The organism is Phenylobacterium sp. LjRoot225, from assembly GCF_964252855.1.
In the GTDB taxonomy this organism is placed as follows: Bacteria; Pseudomonadota; Alphaproteobacteria; order Caulobacterales; family Caulobacteraceae; genus Phenylobacterium.
Genome location: NZ_CAXUPL020000008.1, coordinates 64,587 through 80,065 on the forward strand (window position 1 = coordinate 64,587; position 15,479 = coordinate 80,065).

Annotated in this window: 14 protein-coding genes; 10 read left to right on the forward strand and 4 right to left on the reverse strand. The window is 66.3% G+C overall.

The window, feature by feature from the left end; genetic code table 11:
• Window positions 1–15: 15 nt before the first annotated feature.
• Both ACSQ2B_RS26225 and ACSQ2B_RS26230 read right to left on the reverse strand, forming a co-directional pair.
• On the reverse strand, window positions 16–462 hold the full coding sequence (locus tag ACSQ2B_RS26225) for a nuclear transport factor 2 family protein (RefSeq protein WP_436054363.1): 447 nt from the start codon (window positions 460–462) through the stop codon (window positions 16–18).
• Window positions 463–551: 89 nt separating this feature from the next.
• Window positions 552–974, reverse strand: a complete 423-nt coding sequence (locus ACSQ2B_RS26230) for a hypothetical protein (RefSeq protein WP_436054364.1) — start codon at window positions 972–974, stop codon at window positions 552–554.
• Between ACSQ2B_RS26230 and ACSQ2B_RS26235 the strand changes: the two genes are divergently transcribed.
• The 4 genes from ACSQ2B_RS26235 (at window position 973) to sigJ (ending at window position 4,222) form a co-directional block, all read left to right on the forward strand.
• Window positions 973–1,134: a hypothetical protein gene (locus ACSQ2B_RS26235; protein ID WP_436054365.1), complete on the forward strand. Its 162-nt coding sequence runs from the start codon at window positions 973–975 to the stop codon at window positions 1,132–1,134. The two genes, ACSQ2B_RS26230 and ACSQ2B_RS26235, sit on opposite strands and share 2 nt — an antisense overlap.
• Before the next feature lie 34 nt (window positions 1,135–1,168).
• Window positions 1,169–2,524 (forward strand): aromatic ring-hydroxylating oxygenase subunit alpha, encoded by a 1,356-nt coding sequence (locus ACSQ2B_RS26240; RefSeq protein ID WP_436054366.1) that lies wholly within the window; start codon window positions 1,169–1,171, stop codon window positions 2,522–2,524.
• Between the two features lie 232 nt (window positions 2,525–2,756).
• Window positions 2,757–3,302 (forward strand): carboxymuconolactone decarboxylase family protein, encoded by a 546-nt coding sequence (locus ACSQ2B_RS26245; RefSeq protein WP_436054367.1) that lies wholly within the window; start codon window positions 2,757–2,759, stop codon window positions 3,300–3,302.
• On the forward strand, window positions 3,299–4,222 hold the full coding sequence (gene sigJ, locus ACSQ2B_RS26250; RefSeq protein WP_436054368.1) for an RNA polymerase sigma factor SigJ: 924 nt from the start codon (window positions 3,299–3,301) through the stop codon (window positions 4,220–4,222). Before ACSQ2B_RS26245 ends, sigJ begins: the two co-directional genes overlap by 4 nt.
• 440 nt (window positions 4,223–4,662) lie before the next feature.
• Here the strand turns inward: sigJ and ACSQ2B_RS26255 are convergent, their stop codons facing one another.
• Window positions 4,663–5,886 (reverse strand): IS91 family transposase, encoded by a 1,224-nt coding sequence (locus tag ACSQ2B_RS26255; RefSeq protein WP_436054369.1) that lies wholly within the window; start codon window positions 5,884–5,886, stop codon window positions 4,663–4,665.
• 10 nt (window positions 5,887–5,896) lie between these two features.
• Window positions 5,897–6,754: a tyrosine-type recombinase/integrase gene (locus ACSQ2B_RS26260; protein ID WP_436054370.1), complete on the reverse strand. Its 858-nt coding sequence runs from the start codon at window positions 6,752–6,754 to the stop codon at window positions 5,897–5,899.
• Window positions 6,755–7,300: 546 nt separating this feature from the next.
• Here ACSQ2B_RS26260 and ACSQ2B_RS26265 point away from each other — a divergent pair.
• From ACSQ2B_RS26265 to ACSQ2B_RS26290, 6 genes are all read left to right on the forward strand, one after another.
• Window positions 7,301–8,971 carry a Mu transposase C-terminal domain-containing protein gene (locus ACSQ2B_RS26265; RefSeq protein WP_436054371.1) on the forward strand — a complete coding sequence of 557 codons (1,671 nt, stop codon included), beginning with the start codon at window positions 7,301–7,303 and terminating at the stop codon, window positions 8,969–8,971.
• Window positions 8,965–9,849: a TniB family NTP-binding protein gene (locus ACSQ2B_RS26270; protein ID WP_436054372.1), complete on the forward strand. Its 885-nt coding sequence runs from the start codon at window positions 8,965–8,967 to the stop codon at window positions 9,847–9,849. Before ACSQ2B_RS26265 ends, ACSQ2B_RS26270 begins: the two co-directional genes overlap by 7 nt.
• On the forward strand, window positions 9,846–10,946 hold the full coding sequence (locus ACSQ2B_RS26275) for a TniQ family protein (RefSeq protein WP_436054373.1): 1,101 nt from the start codon (window positions 9,846–9,848) through the stop codon (window positions 10,944–10,946). The genes ACSQ2B_RS26270 and ACSQ2B_RS26275 overlap by 4 nt, the downstream gene beginning before the upstream one ends.
• A gap of 426 nt (window positions 10,947–11,372) precedes the next feature.
• A complete protein-coding gene (locus ACSQ2B_RS26280; RefSeq protein WP_436054374.1) occupies window positions 11,373–12,536 on the forward strand; it encodes a glycosyltransferase family 87 protein in 1,164 nt (387 codons plus the stop codon).
• A gap of 1,203 nt (window positions 12,537–13,739) precedes the next feature.
• Window positions 13,740–14,210, forward strand: coding sequence for a hypothetical protein (locus tag ACSQ2B_RS26285; RefSeq protein WP_436054375.1), 471 nt, complete (start codon window positions 13,740–13,742; stop codon window positions 14,208–14,210).
• Between the two features lie 581 nt (window positions 14,211–14,791).
• Window positions 14,792–15,463, forward strand: a complete 672-nt coding sequence (locus tag ACSQ2B_RS26290) for an SOS response-associated peptidase (RefSeq protein ID WP_436054376.1) — start codon at window positions 14,792–14,794, stop codon at window positions 15,461–15,463.
• Window positions 15,464–15,479 lie beyond the last annotated feature (16 nt).

A 15,479-nucleotide genomic window follows, 5' to 3' on the forward strand; every position in this document is an offset into this window, starting at 1 on the left:
GCAGGCTCCGGGAACTTAGAGGATCTTCGTCATCTCGACCCGCAGGCGGGTGAGACGGGTCGACTGGATACGCCAGCCGGCGGCGTTATGGACGTAGGTCTCATGATAGTGGCCGAAACCATGGAGGTAGGTGCTGCCGTCCGCCAGCGGGTGGGCCTTGGTGCGATAGAGCCGATCCTCCATCGCCCAGATCCCCGTCGCCGTCCGGTCCGAGGTGATCTCGATCAGCGGCATGTGTCCGTGGTGGACAGAGACCTGGTCGCCCGTGCTCTTCGAGACATAGGCGATGATGTCCTCCACGCCGACCGCCTCCATCGACGCCTCGGGGACGATCAACCGACCATCCTCGGCGAACACCTCCCGGCGCCAGAGGTCCCAATCCTTGTGGTCGAGGCCGTAGAAGTAGCGCGCCTTCAGCCGCTTGATCTCCTCGATCGCGAGCAGCGTCTCGACGTCGGTCATGCGCCTTTCCTCCAGCCTCTCTAGATCTTGGCGAGCCGCGAACTCGCTCGCAGCTCCCGTAGGCGCGGCGCTTGGTGTTTGCCAGAATGTTAGCGGCCGGCGGGCGGTGTCAATGGTGAGGACGCGCCAGGACAGTCCTTGCTCCTCGGACCTGGTGCTAATAGGTTGGCAAACAACGCTCGCGAGAGGCGTGCAGCGAGGGAACGCGGCTGGTGGATCGAAACATCTGCGACGACATCGGGCGAAACATCGCCGCCCGCGAAGACGCGATCCTCGGCCATGCGCCCAGGATCGCGCCGCTCGGGGATGACCAGATCCCCGGCAAGGTGCGCGAGCAGATGAACGCGCTTCGCGCGAGCCTCGGCGTCGGCCCGATCGTAGGACCGCTTCCGGAGCTCACCGCGACGATGCTGAAGGCGCCCGTGCTGATGGACGCGCACACCGCGCTCGCCGGCTGCCTGTTCCAGGGACATCTGTCGGCGCGCGACCGAGGAACTGATCGCCGACGCCATGATCACCGACGGGACCTGGGCGGTGCTGGCGCGCACCCTGACCGAGCCGCAGCTGATCGAGCTGCCCATCCTGATCGGCCAGTACCAGGGCGTGGCCTACCTGCAGAACGCGCTGCGCATTCGCCTGATGGAAGGCAACGAAGGCCTTCGGGCCCGTTGATCGCAGCCGATCCGACCCGGCCAAGGAGGACGTCTTGAACGATATCACCAATCCGGCCGCGAGCCGCCTGGAGGCGCCGGTCGTCATTCCGGTCGAGGCCTACGTCTCCGAGGCCTACGTCCGCGCCGAAGGGGAACGGCTGTGGCCGAAGGTCTGGCAGATCGCCTGCCGGGTCGAGGAGATCCCGAAGGTCGGCGACTACGTGACCTACGACATCCTCGACGAGTCGATCATCGTCACCCGCACCGCCCCGGACAGGATCCAGGGCTTCTACAATGTCTGCCTCCACCGCGGCCGGCGGCTGACGGAGGGCTGCGGCCACACCGCCCAGTTCTATTGCCGCTTCCACGGCTGGCGCTGGAACCTCGACGGCGAGAACGCCTTCGTGCTCGATCGGGAGGACTGGGGCGAGGCGCTCACGAACGAGAACCTGCGAATGAAGCAGGTGAGGGTGGACACCTGGGGCGGCTGGGTGTGGATCAACATGGATCCTGACTGCGAGCCGCTGCTCGACTACCTGAAGCCGGCCTCATCCCTGCTCGACCCGTTCGAACTTGAGAAGATGCGCTACCGCTGGCGCCAGTGGCTCAACTTCCCCTGCAACTGGAAGACCGCGCTGGAGGCCTTCAACGAGAGCTATCACGCCCGCGCCACCCACCCGCAGCTGACCAAGTGGGTGGACCTCATCTACTGGAGCCGGACGGCCGGCCGGCACGCCTGCCACGGCGTCGCCACGCCCCGGGAGGGCGGGGCGGCGGGAGGCTCCGGATTTGGCGGGGTCAACGTCCGCGACGGCCAGGATCCGCGCACCGCGGCGGCCGAGATGATGCTCGAGATGGAGCAGACGCTGGACGCCACGACGACACGGACGATCATCGAGGCCGCGCAGCGTCTGCCGCAGGAGCTTCCCCCGGGCACGCCCGCCGAACTGGTGGCGGCCCATATGATGGCTTCGGCCGCCCGGGACGACGCCGCGCGCGGTGTCGTCTGGCCGGCTCTCGATCCTGAAAAGACCGCCGAAGCCGGCTTCGATTGGCACCTCTTCCCCAACTCGGTGATCCTGCCGGGGGTGACCTTCGCGCTCTGCTATCGCGCGCGGCCGAACGGGGCCGATCCGAACAGCTGCATCTTCGAGGTGTACGTCATCGAGCGCTTCCCGGAAGGCGAGGAGCCGAAGACCGAGTGGGTCTACGAGCCCGATCCCACGGAAGAGAAGTGGCGGCTCATCCTGTCCCAGGACTTCCAGAACATGCCGAAGGTCCAGCAGGGGATGAAGTCGCGGGGCTTCCCCGGCGCGCGCCCAAGCCCCCGACAGGAAGTGGCGATCATCCAGTTCCACCGCATGCTGGCGCAATACATTGGAACGGGCGCGCCGGAAGCGATCAGGTGATCTGAGAAACCCGCTGGGGAGGGTCATTCCAACCGACAGACCGCCCAGGCGAAGGTCCTCCTCCTGGAGCGATCGCAACGTCCACTAATGACGCTCGTTGTGCGCCATAGGGTCGTTCGACCCGCGGCTAACGGCTGGAGACAAAAAGCTGGCGGCGGCGTCGCCTTGTAGACGCGCTGCCTGTCACGTTCCGTACCTCTCAGTCGTCTTAGCTTCATCAGGAGGATTGAAGATGAAGCAGCGGCTAGCGAAACTTGCAATTGAGACCATCACACGCCGCAATGGCGGCGATCCTGATTATGCAATCGCGCTGTTCGCCGCCTCACCGCAGGCACTGAAGCGATTGGGAAAAGCCGCGGAATTGCTTTCCCACCGAGAGGCGGCGTCCTTGGAGGCGGCATTCGCTGCCCAGCTCGTCGGCGCACTGGCGGAGGGGTGCGGATCGTGCGTCCAGATCCACATCAACACCGCGCGCCGAGCAGGGATAAGCGATGACTTGATCGAGGCGGTGCTCCGCGGTGATGACCAACATCTTACAAGCGATGCGGCGCTCGCGGTCCGCTTTTCGCGCGCCATCATCAACAGGACGGATGAAGAGGCGGAAGCAAGAGAACACGTCCGCGAAAGATGGGGGGACAAAGGGGTCGTGGACTTGACTATGGCCACCCAAACAAGCCGCTTCCTTAGCATGCTGAAAGTGGGTTTTGGTTACGCTACGAGCTGCGAGCGCCTCTGTGTCGGCCAGAACGCCGTTGAAATCCGCCGACCTGCGGCATGAACAGATCACGCGATCCGATTGCTCCGTACCGTCGCCGACTGCTCGGCCTGAGCTATCGTATGCTTGGAAGCCGAGCCGACGCCGAAGATGTGCTTCAGGACGCCTTTATCCGGTTTTCCGGCGCCGACCGCGTTCAGGATGTTGAATCATATCTCACAGCGATCGTCACACGGCTTTGCCTCGACCGGCTCAAGAGCGCTCGCGCCAAGCGCGAGATCTATGTGGGCCCGTGGTTACCGGATCCTGTAATTGACTGCGATAGCCTCTCTCCGGAAACAGCAACCGAGTTGGCGGAAGATCTCACGTTCGCGTTCATGCTCGCCCTGGAGCAGCTTACACCTGCGGAGAGAGCCGCTTTCTTGCTCCACGACGTTTTTGATCTCCCGTTTCGGGAGATCGCAGCGATATTGGGGAAAACCGACGCGACATGCCGTCAGTTGGCTACCCGGGCCCGTAGAGCCTTGCGTGAGAGGCCGCGGCCGGACGCGCCAGGGGTTGAGGCGCACGGTCCCATCTTCCAAGCCTTTCTGACAGCGCTAGCGACGGGCGATCTAGCAGACCTGACCATACTCCTCCGTCACGACGCCGTGCTGCTCTCCGATTCCGGCGGATTCCGACCATCGGCGCTCAATCCAATCTATGGACCGGATCGGATCGCGCGGCTGCTCACGAAAGCCGCCAAGAAGTTCGGGGGGCCTCCACCAGGGAGCCGTTCGGACGTGGTGCACATCAACCGCTCCATGGGGCTTATCACCCGCGTCGGCGATGAGCCGCTGCAAACGATGTCGGTGTCCATCTCTGAAGGCTTGATCACCGCCGTCTATGTCGTGCGCAATCCAGAGAAACTGGTTTGGCTGAAGCCCAGAGGGGCGCCGGCCAGTGGCTTCGACCGAGCCGGTTCATGCGCCATGTCCGATTAGGGTCCGAAATTCCCCGTTGGCGCCCCTCCAACAAGCGGACTCCGCGCAGGTCCGCTCCGCGGCACGGATCCAATGCGAAAGAATGTTGAGGGTTTCGGATGCCGGCCCCTCGCGCAGAAGAGCGGGCCGGCTGGGGGGCCGGCGTCCGAAGGCCTCCGGGGGAGGAAGCCGCGGTCAGCCGTGCTGTGGCCGGCCGAGAGATGCGCGGCTATGGGGCTTTCGTGTCGCGCCACCCGCCGGGAGGTGAGTTCCCGGGCGGTTTCTGCGTCCGCAGCCGCACGCCAGAGGAGTCCTCGGTCGTGGCGGCGCGAGCTGAGCGGGACGCCAGGGCGGGATGCGAGCCGGTTCTGCGCATGTCGACGGCGATGAGCGCAGCCGGGCTGGCGCCGAGGCCGAGGGGCGACGGCGGCGCAGGCTTGGGCATGTCGGCCAGGTGCGGGTCATGAGCTGTCCAGCCAAAAGCGGGTGACGATGGCGGTTCGCGGCAGACGCCCGCGGCCGAAGACCTCGATGACGCGCATGCGCCCGCCGCAGCAGACGCAGGTCGGCGGGGCCGTGGCCTCCGGCTCGGGCTCGGCGGTGGCGTGCTGGTCGGCGGCGGGCGGCGCCCCGGCCTGGGCGGCGATCAGCGCCCGGAGCTGGTCGAGGTCTGGGGCGCGCGGGCCCTTCGCCAGCAGGCCGTAGTGGCGGATGCGGTGGAAGCCCGTGGGCAGGACGTGCAGCAGGAAGCGCCGCAAGAACTCCGCCGGGCTGAGGCTCATGGTCTTGATCTTCACGGCCCCGGTCTCGGCGTTGGCGGTGCGGTAGTCCTTCCAGCGGAAGCGGACGGCCTGTTCGTCCAGGCTGACGAGCCGGCTGTTGGCGATGGCCACGCGGTGGGTGTAGCGGGCGAGGTAGGCGAGCACCGCGGCCGGGCCGCCGAAGGGCGGCTTGGCGTAGACCACCCACTCCGTCCGGCGCAGCGGCGCGATGTGCGCGGCGAAGGCGTCCGGCGCCGCCAGTTGGGCGAGGTCGCCGAAGAAGCTCAGGCGCCCGCGGGCGTGGGCGGCGGCGAGCTTCTCCAGGAAGAGCCGGCGGAAGAGCCGCGAGAGCACCCGCACGGATAAGAAGAAGCCCTTGCGGCAGGCGATCCAGCGCTGGCCGTCGGGCGAGAGCCCGCCGCCGGGGACGATGCAGTGGACGTGCGGATGGTGGGTCAGCGCCGAGCCCCACGTGTGCAGCACCGCGACGAGGCCCACACGGGCGCCGAGATGCTTCGGGTCGGCGGCGATGGTCTGCAGTGTCTCGGCGGCGGCCTTGAAGAGCAGGGCGTAGACCACGGCCTTGTTCTGGAAGCCGATCGCGGCGAGCGCGGCCGGCAGGGTGAAGACGACGTGGAAGTAGGGCGCCGGCAAGAGGTCGGCCTCGCGCTCGGCGAGCCAAGCCTTGGCCGCCGCGCCCTGGCACTTCGGGCAGTGGCGGTTGCGACAGGAGTTGTAGCTCACCGCCAGGCGCTGGCAGTCGTCGCAGCGCGCGACGTGGCCGCCGAGCTCGGCGGTGCGGCAGGCCTCGATGGCCGACATGACCTTGAGCTGGCCCAGGCTCAGGCGCCCGGCGTGGGCCTGGCGGAAGGCCTCGCCGTGGGCGCGCAGGATGTCGGCCACCTCCAGGGATGGCCGTGACACGGGGCCGGGCTCAGGCCGGCGGCGGCCTCAGGTGGGCGAGCGGGCTCTTCACCGCCCCCAGGGTCTTCAGCGCCACCCGCGTGTAGAGCGCGGTCGTGTCGAGCTTCTTGTGGCCGAGCAGCACCTGGATGACGCGGATGTCGGTCCTGCGCTCGAGCAGGTGGGTGGCGAAGGAGTGCCGCAGCGTGTGCATCGACACCCGCTTGTCGAGCGCCGCGGTGGCCGCGGCGGCTTTGCAGGCGCGGTCGAGCTGCCGCGTGGTGATCGGCTGGGCCGGATCGCGGCCGGGGAACAGCCAGCCGCGCGGCCGGGCCGCCCGCCACCAGGCGCGCAGCAGCTCCAGCAAGTCCGGCGAGAGCATCACGTACCGGTCCTTGCGGCCCTTGCCCTGCTCGACGCGGATCAGCATGCGCGCGGAGTCGATGTCGCCGACCTTCAGGTGGACGATCTCCGAGACGCGCAGGCCGCAGCCATAGGCGAGGCTGAGCGCGGCCTTGTGCTTCAGGCTGGGTGCGCAATGCAGCAGCAGCGCAACCTCCTCGGGGCTGAGCACGACCGGCAGCCGCTCCGGCGTGCGCACCGTCGCCAGCCGCTCGCCGAACGCGGGCCGATCGAGCGTGACCCGGAAGAAGAACCGCAGCGCCGACACCGCGGCGTTCATCTTGGCCGGCGAGGCGCCCTGGCTGGCCAGGTGCAGCTGGTAGCGCCGCAGGTCCTCCGGCTCGGCCTGGTCCGGGGAACGGCCCAGGAACCGGGCGAAGTCGGCGACCACGCGGACGTAGTCGTGCTGGGTCTTGGGACCGAGCTGGCGGATGCTCATGTCCTCGATCATCCGCTGACGCAGCGGGCTTACAGGTACAGAGGCCATCGAAGATCTCCTGTCTGCAGGGATGGACCCCTGATCTTCAGACAGGACGGGCCGATCACGGCCCAGGCCGGCTCAACCCCGCCATCTATGCCGCGCGCCAATGCCGCGGGAGCGGCTTAGTCCTTCGACCCCGAACGGTCATTCCGAACGTCTGCTCCCTGGCGCTCGCGTGGTCGCGACCGGAAGGATGGGCGTGTTCGATATATGTTCCAGCTAGCGTACTCTGGCGCACAAACCTCAGGTGAGGCCATCTTGAGTGGCAAGCAGCATCACAGGATGAGGCGCATCTATTTCGAACGCGGAAGCGAATAGTCGCGCATTTCGCGGCCGCAAACCCTTGGCTTCTCAAGCAGTCGCGTCTATTTCGCGATCTGACAACGTGTCAGAGTTCGCATTGAATGCGACTGGGCCAGTGGCCTAAGCACCTGTTTTTCATAAACATGGACGTTCGCAATCGATGCGAATGTTCGCATTGAAAAGCCCATTTCGTTCGCAATCGATGCGAATCGTTACAGCCTCCCGTCATCGTGCTGCAGGTGAACGGGCATGGCGCGTGGACAGAAGGGCAGGGGCTCGGACGTTGAACCGGGCCAGAGCGCCGCGGAGCGGCGCTGGCAGCGCGCCGTAGAACGACAACGTGTGCTCCGCTCGCTTATTGAGAGCCCAACCCGCACCCGGGCCGACGTCGAGGTGGCCGCTCGTCGCCTGAACCTCCATCCGGCGACCGTGTACCGACTGATCGCCCGCTACGCCGTCGATGGAACTGCGACCGCCATCACCGCCGGGGTCGGTGGCTGGCGCAAAGGCCTCTCCAAATTGCCCGCCCGGACGGGCGAGATCATCGACGCCGCGATCGAGGAGGTGTTCCTGGATCCGCAGGCCCCCACCAAGGCGCAGCTCGGCCGCGACATCGCTAAACGCTGCGTCGCTGCTGGTCTGAAGCCCCCGTCGGCCAGTGCGATTTCACGTCGTGTAGAGCGTGTTGAGCTCCGCATTGCGGCCGCCCGCAGGCGAGGCGCGAACGCCGCGGAACGCGAGACAATGCGGCCCGGGAGCCTGGTCGTCACAATTCCAAACGCGGTCTGGCAGATCGACCATTCTCCGGCAGACGTCATTCTCGTCGACGCGAGCACGCGCGCGCCCATCGGGCGGCCCTGGGTGACGTTGATCATCGACGTCGCCTCCCGCGTCGTGACGGGACTGCATGTCTCGCTGGATGCTCCGTCCGCTGTCTCGGTTGGAATGGCCATGCGGCATGCCATTTTGCCGAAGGCCGAGGCGCTCGCCGAACGCGGGATCGCCGCCGACTGGCCGGCGTTCGGAACGCCGGAGCTGATCCACAGCGACAATGGTGCTGATTTCCGCAGTCGCAGTTTCGCCCGCGCCTGCGCCAACCTCGGCATCGAGACGGATCGCCGTCCGGTCGGCGCGCCGCGGTACGGCGGACACATCGAGCGGCTCATCGGATCAGTGATGCAGGAGATGCATCTCGTGCCCGGCACCACCTTCTCCAACGTCGCAGAGCGAGGCGCCTACGACAGCGACGCGGCTGCAGTGATGACCGTCGAGGAGTTCGAGGCGTGGCTCTGGCGCTTCGTGGCGGGCGATTACAACCGCCGGATCCATACCAGTCTGATGGCCCCGCCACTGGAGACCTGGCGGCGGCTCTGCAATCAGCAAGGCGTCACGCCACGCATGCCCGCGGACCTCGACGCGCTGGCGTTCGCGTTCCTACCGCGGGTGTCCCGCACGATCACGCGGCAGGGGATCGTGTTCAATCACGTCCGGTATTACGAGCCGTTCCTGGAGCCACTATTTGACGCCGGCGAGCGCAGGCAGGAGATCGCTTACGACCCGCGCGATCTCTCACAGCTGTTCATCGAGACTCCCCAAGGCCGGCGCGCGCTGCGGTACCGCAACCTCGCCCATCCGCCGATGAGCCTGTGGGATCTTCGGGCCGCCAGGCGGCGGCTGGTCGCCGAAGGCCGGGGGCTGGTCGATGAAGAGGCGCTGTTCGCGGCGCGCGCCGCCAATGAAGAGCTGACGTCGCGGGCGAAGGCCGAGACGCGGCGCCAGCGTCGTGAAGCTGTGCGGCGCCAGCGTCACCGCACCGAAGCCGCCAGCGTCGCTGCGCCGAGCTCGACGGCGATCGCGCCAGAACCAGTGGACTCCACGGCCGCAGCGACCGACTTCCACGTGGAGATCGAGCCATGGTGAATTCGTCAGCGGAGGCGCTGGCGCTCGATGACGACGCACGCATCGCGCTCATCCTATCGGATCGGTGGGTCAGCTATCCGCAGGGAACGACGGTATTGCGGTGGCTGGAGGACCTGCTGCGCGGAGCGCGCCGAACCCGCATGCCGTCCCTGCTGGTGGTCGGCGACCCGGACATGGGCAAGACCACCATTCTGCGGAAGTTCATGCGGAGCCAGCGATCGGATTTCGACGCCGCTTCAGGTCTGAGCCGGATGGAGGTGGTCGCCATGGAAGCGCCGCCCGAGGCCGACGAGATGCGATTCTATGCGGCGGTTCTGGAGGCGATCGGTGCGCCGACGCCGGCTGGACGCGTCATCGATATGGAGCGCGCCGTCCACGGCCAGTTGGGGCGCCTTCAGACGCGGCTGCTGGTGATCGACGAGACGAACAACTTGGTGATCGGCAGCGCCGCCGCACAGCGCAAAACCCTGGCCGCGCTGCGACGCTTGTCGAACACGCTTTCGATGTCGATGGCCTACTTCGGCACGCTCGAGGCGCTGAACGCCCTGGCCTCGGACCCGCAGATCGAAGGCCGCGCCCAGCCTTACCGTTTGGCGCGAATGGCCAAGGACGAAACCTACGGAGCCATCGTCTCCGCCGTCGTGGCGCATCTGCCGCTGCGGATGCGGAGCGAGGTCGACGCGGCCTTTGTCGACGCCGTCCACGAGATCAGCGGCGGCAGCCCGGGCAAGACCTTCCGGCTGCTGAACGCCGCAGGGGTCGAGGCGGTCGACAGCGGTCGTGAGTGCATCACCGTGGCGTCGTTACGCGCAGACGAAGTTGTCCGCCACGTCCGCACCGCCTCCGCCATGCGCCGCGGCGCCGGCGCCTTCGGGTGAGCCACCTGAAGCCGCTGCCATACGCGCCCCGCCCGATCCGCGGGGAGGGGCTGGCTTCATGGACGGCCAGGCTTGCGGTCCACAACTTCGTTGAGCCTGCCGCATTTGCCGAATGGATGGGCGCAGCTGGCAAGGCGCGTGAGACGCCAACGAGCGAGGTGCTGCGGCGGTTGGCGGTGCTCTCGCGATTGCCGGTCGAGGATTTAGCGCCACTGGTGGCGAGCAGCGCGTCCAGCGGCCGCGCCTGGCAAGTTGCGCCAAACGCGTCGGGGCTGCGCGGCGGCGCATGCCCCGTCTGCTGCCGCGAAGCCGCCGAGGCCCACCAGGATCATTGGTGGACCGGCGAAAGCGAGGACCTGCTGCGGGTGAGCTGTCCGCGCCATCGATGTCGGTTCGCGGGGCTCGGCCAACTGATCCTAACGCGGACTCCGCAGGGGCTGCGGCTGATGCTGCCCAGCAACCAGCCACTCGGCGCCGGCCGCACGAACGAGCCGCTGGAAGCGTCGGTCTTGGAGATGGAAGCGGCGATAGCGGGGTGCCATTTGGGTCACTCGCCAGGCTCGGGCTGGCGTCTGCAATGTCCGGCGACGCTGCTGCGTAGCGTGGAGGTGCTGATCGGCTATGTCCTGTGCGCCCCGGTCGGGTGCTTGCCGTTCGCCCAAGCGTTCGACACGCTCGAGTCCAAAGGTCGAGATGTGTTCGGCCTCACGCCCGCCATGTGTCGTCGAGGCGTCGCTTCGCTGCAGGGGCAATCCATCCGCACCCGCTGCAATGCCCTGGCCGCGCTGCAAGCTCTGTTGGCCCAACCTTCAGCGCTTGTCGGAGAGGCCGCCGAAGAAACTGGATGGCGAACTGCATCCGACGACCGGGGCCCGTACAGAGCGTTGGCCGAGTACCTTGGCCGTGAAGGCCGCGCGGAGCTCGCTGGTGATCTTGAAGACCTTCCTCCCGCGCTCGCTGGACCGGCCATCGCTGCGATCGAGGACGCCGAACTGGACCATGCCATCCTGAGCAGGAGACGCGTGAGACGGCGGCGAGCCCGCGCACGATGCGACGTGCGGCCGGCAGGAGATTACCGACTGCCGGCGGGTCGCTAATCGAACCGAGTTCGAACGACGTGACCTATCAAAACCGGACCCGCATTGGCTTGATAGCCTCGTCGCGCCGAGTGTGATTTCGCATAAGATATATTCTGCGCGGTAATATGATACCGCATTGAGAGCCCGACACCGTTAGATCATTCACCGGGAAAATCCGGCGCAAATGGCATGACGATGGGCCGGGGCTGCGCGGCTACTTCCCTCAGGCGCCCCGTAGCGCGCGGATCAGCCAGAGCTAACGAACGGGCCAATTCTGTCGCATAGGCGGACAAAACCCGAATGTGGCGGCCGCTTCTCGCCCGAGGCTTGCGGCAGTACGCGACGTCGACCTCTGATCAATGAAGGTGACCGGACCCGCGTCCTGGGGCACGCTAACAACCAAAAGATGTGGCTAGCGTGTCTTAGCTCCGGCCAAGCTGAAGCATGGCTCATTCCACCACGTGTCAAAATCGTGTGCGGCTGGATCCGATTCGCGATTTGCCGGCGTTCCTCCGCTCCTCGTGGCGGTTGATCGCTCTTTCGGCGCTGTTCGTGATGCTCGCCTTCGCCAGTCTCAGCGTCTTCTCGCTCATTAAATTCCAGGCCGCTGGCGCGGACTACTCCTGCTTCTGGGCGGGGGCGAAAACGGCGCTGAGCGAGCCCGCTTACATCTATGACTTCCATCACAACACCGCCCTGCAGGGCTGGCCGCTGGGGCCAGGGCGTATTAGGCCGTACATCTATCCGCCCACCGCCTTGTTCGTGTTCATACCCTTCGCCCTGACGCCCTACTGGATCGGATACGGCCTGTGGATCGTCTTAAGCGGCATCCTGTTCTTCTGGGCGGCAGCACGGACCGGAGCGCCCTGGGCGGCGATGCTGTTCATGCCTGCAGTCGCCCTGGTCATTTATTGCGGCCAGGTGACGTTCGCGGTGGGCGGGCTGGTGCTGGCGGGCCTCGCGCTACGCGATCGGTCGATTTTAGCCGGAATGCTGTTCGGGCTCGCGGCCTGCATCAAGCCGCAGCTGGTGATTTTAGTCCCGATCGCCCTCCTGGCGGAAATGCGCTGGCGCACTCTGGCGGCGGCCGGGATGACTGGTCTCGTGCTCAGCCTCGCGGCGACGCTGGTGTGGGGACCGCAGGTCTGGCGAGACTGGCTGACTGCGCTTCCCAGATTCAACGAGCTGATATTCAACGATCGGGCCCTGACGGGCTATGCCATCACCCCGTACGCCGCCCTCGTCACGGCCGGTCATCGGGGCGCCTGGGCCCTTCTGCTGGCGCCGGTGGCCGTAGCCATGGTCTGGTTCGGCTTTCGCCGGACGCAGGACCTTCCGGATCGCAGCCTGCTCCTGTTCGGGGCCACGATCCTGGTGACGCCCTACGCCATGACATACGAGTTCGCGCTGTTCGCCCCGGGCGCGGCGGTCTACCTGACCCGGCTGCGCGATCCGCGATGGCCGAGGTACGCCGCGGCGTTCCTGGGCTACATGATGCTGCCGACGACGTTCCCCACGGTCCTGCTGGCGTTCGTCTTTGCAGTTGCGCCCCTAATCCGACCGCAGCTTGCCCGAGACAACGCCAGCCACTCGCGGCAACCGATCTAGAATTCGCAGGCCGCTAGCTTTGACGAGTCGACCGCGCACTGCTCGGCGTCCACCCTGGTCAGGCGCTGGGCAGGTTCAAGGCGCCGCAATGACCCACCGTACGAAAACGTCGAGGACGGGGTTTTCCGCACCTCCTACGAGCCGTTCTGCTGAATCGCAGCTGGACGCTGAACTCTCCGGAGGGTCCTAGTCGCAACGAATGCGAACGAAAATTACCGCCGAGAATGCGACTCGCAACGAATGCGAACTTTGACACAACGCGCGAATGCGTCGCACTCGCAGATTTCGCATAACCGTCCTTAGGCGCGTTTTTATCAAATAAATCAATGGCTTAGGAAATCCCGTCAGAGCGTCGCGGCGATGTCCTCCGCCTCAGCCTCGCGGATGGTGCGGCTGAGGTTGAGCCGGATGAGCAGCTCGGCGCCTGGATTGTCGCGACGAGCGGCCTCGAGCGGGGTTGCCAGTCGCGCTGCGCCAGGTTGTTGGTCTCGCCGACCTGGAGCACACGCCATCCCTGCCCCAGTTTCTCCGCCACCAAGTAGGTGACCCCTATCGGCCGCAGGGGGCCTTCCCCGTCCAGGGGCAGAAAGGAGTAGCTCTGGCCGGACGCACCGGCGATGTCGACGCGCTTGCTCATGTCTGGGTGCATAGGTTCCGCTGGAGTCCGGATTCTGGCATTCGCAGACGGCTCATCAAAGAGCCAAGTGTCTCCGGATGCGGGCTTTATGTTGTGCCTGCTGCTACTATGGCGCTACCTCTCACTTCACCCAAGCCTTTGATTTCACGTAAGATATATTGTGCGCGATCCAGATTCAGCCAGAGTCGTTCGCTGTATAGAGCGGAGCTGGGAACGCCGTATGGCCCCGTTGTTTTTGGCTGAATTCCTGAGATTCACTTCCGCAGGTTGCGCTGGGCGCACGAGGCCGGCCGCTCAGGCCCGCAACTTCTGCGATAGCTGCGCAGTCCATCAGTTCGAACCGAATGCGCAAAACGAACGGACTCGCCAACGCGGCGCTGTTCTGTTTTTGTTCTGATCATGAAACCCAGCACGGATAACCGGCTCCAGGCGGATCGTCGGGCGGCGATCGCCAGCGGCGTTTGGCGAAATGGCACGCGGACAGTCCTATCGACGGACCTCCTGGCCAATGCCGCCAGGGTGAGCAACGAACCCGCCTACCCGATCAGCTCATGGGAGGCTTGAGGATGGTCCACCGGACCTACTATGGCCTGGGGCCACCGGACGCCGCGGTCTGCGCGTTCGAAGGCCTGAAGCCCTACGCCGCCGAGCTGCTGGCGCTGCAGTCGGAGTGCCGGCCACTCGGCTCGGACTACATGGCCGTCGGCGTCGCGCTCGATGGCCTGCAGACCGCCGCCTATCACTTCACCCGCCGGCGCGACTTCTACCACGAGCTTGAAAGCGGCCGCCCGACATACCGGGAGGGAAACGACCGGCTCAGCGACCGCGCTGAGGCGATCGCCACCTTCCGAGCGCTCACGCCGCACGTCGAGCAGCTGCGGAAGCTGCAGCTCCAGTGTCGGCCTTTCGGGCGTGACTACTGCGCCCTGGAGATCGCCAAGCAGAGCCTGGAAACCGCCGCCTTCCACTTCACGCGCGAGGAGAGGTTCTATGCCGCGCGCAACGACTCCGCCGGCCCGATCCGACCGGCGAGCTGAGTTACGGCTCATTCCAGCCGACGCAGCCACAGCCATCGGCGATTTCCGCCGCTATCCGGGCTGTCGCCTGGTCCTCGCCTGCGCCGCCTGCGGCTGGTCCAAGTCCTACAAGCCCGAGCGCGTCATCGAGCGGTTGCAGGTCCTCCAGGCGGGCGGTCACGCGACCTCGCTCTCGGCCGTGGCCAGGCGGGTCGGCTGGAATTGTCCGGCCTGTGCGCGGATGCGCTGGCGGGTTCAGTTCGGCTGGCCGCCAGGCGTGGACGAGCGGGAAGTGAGGCGGCTAGCCCATCTCTATCGGAACTAGGTCGCCGATCGATGATGATGTTTCAGACCTTGCAACGCGTCATGTCGCCCGCGGACACGCTGAAGATGGAATGCGGACGGTGCGGACACGCCGCGGAATGGCCGCAAGCCACAGCCTTACGGCGGATCGGGCCGGACGCCACGCCGGCCGAGGTCCGGCGGCGCCTGCGCTGCGGCAAGTGCGGCGCCGGTGACGTGAAGGCGTGGATCTGAGCAAGGGCATGGGCCGCAATCGCAGCCCCTAGACGCGGCGGCTCCAGCCGCCAATTCTTAAGGCCATGTGCAATCTCTACACCCTGAAGCCCGCGCTCACAGAGCTGGCGGAAGTCTTCCATAACCTCCTAGGGCTGAAGCTGGCGATGCCGGCGGGGCCGGACACCCTCTCGAACCGGCCCTGGGCCACGGTCGTCTATCCCAAGTACGATGGTCTCTTCGTTCGTCCGCTCGACGCCAACGACCCCGCCGGCGATCTGGAGCCAGGGGTCGGCCGCTGGGGCGTTGTGCCCTTCTTCCACAAGGGACCTGCGAAGAGCTGGAAGTTCCCAACCAACAATGCGCGCTCGGAGGAGATGGCGACCAAGGCCAGCTTCCGCGATTGCGTGAAGAGCCGGCGCTGCATCATCCCAGCGACCGAAATCTGCGAATGGAGCGGGCCGAAAGGCTCGAAAACCAAGCACCTCATCAGCAAGGCCGACGGCTCGCCGCTGTTTCTGGCCGGGCTATGGGCGAGCCACACCTGGGAAGGCGAGCGGACTGAGAGCTACACGATGGTGATGCAAGAGACCGCGCCCGGGGACGACATGCACGCATTCCACAATCGCCAGCCCGTGTTCCTCGACCGGGAGGCGGCGGCGACCTGGCTGGATTGCACGGCCGAATACGCGCCGCTTCTGAAGGGACCGCCGCCAGGCACACTCGTCGCAGATCCCCCAGAGGCGGTGCTCGGCTGACGTCCCTGGCATACGA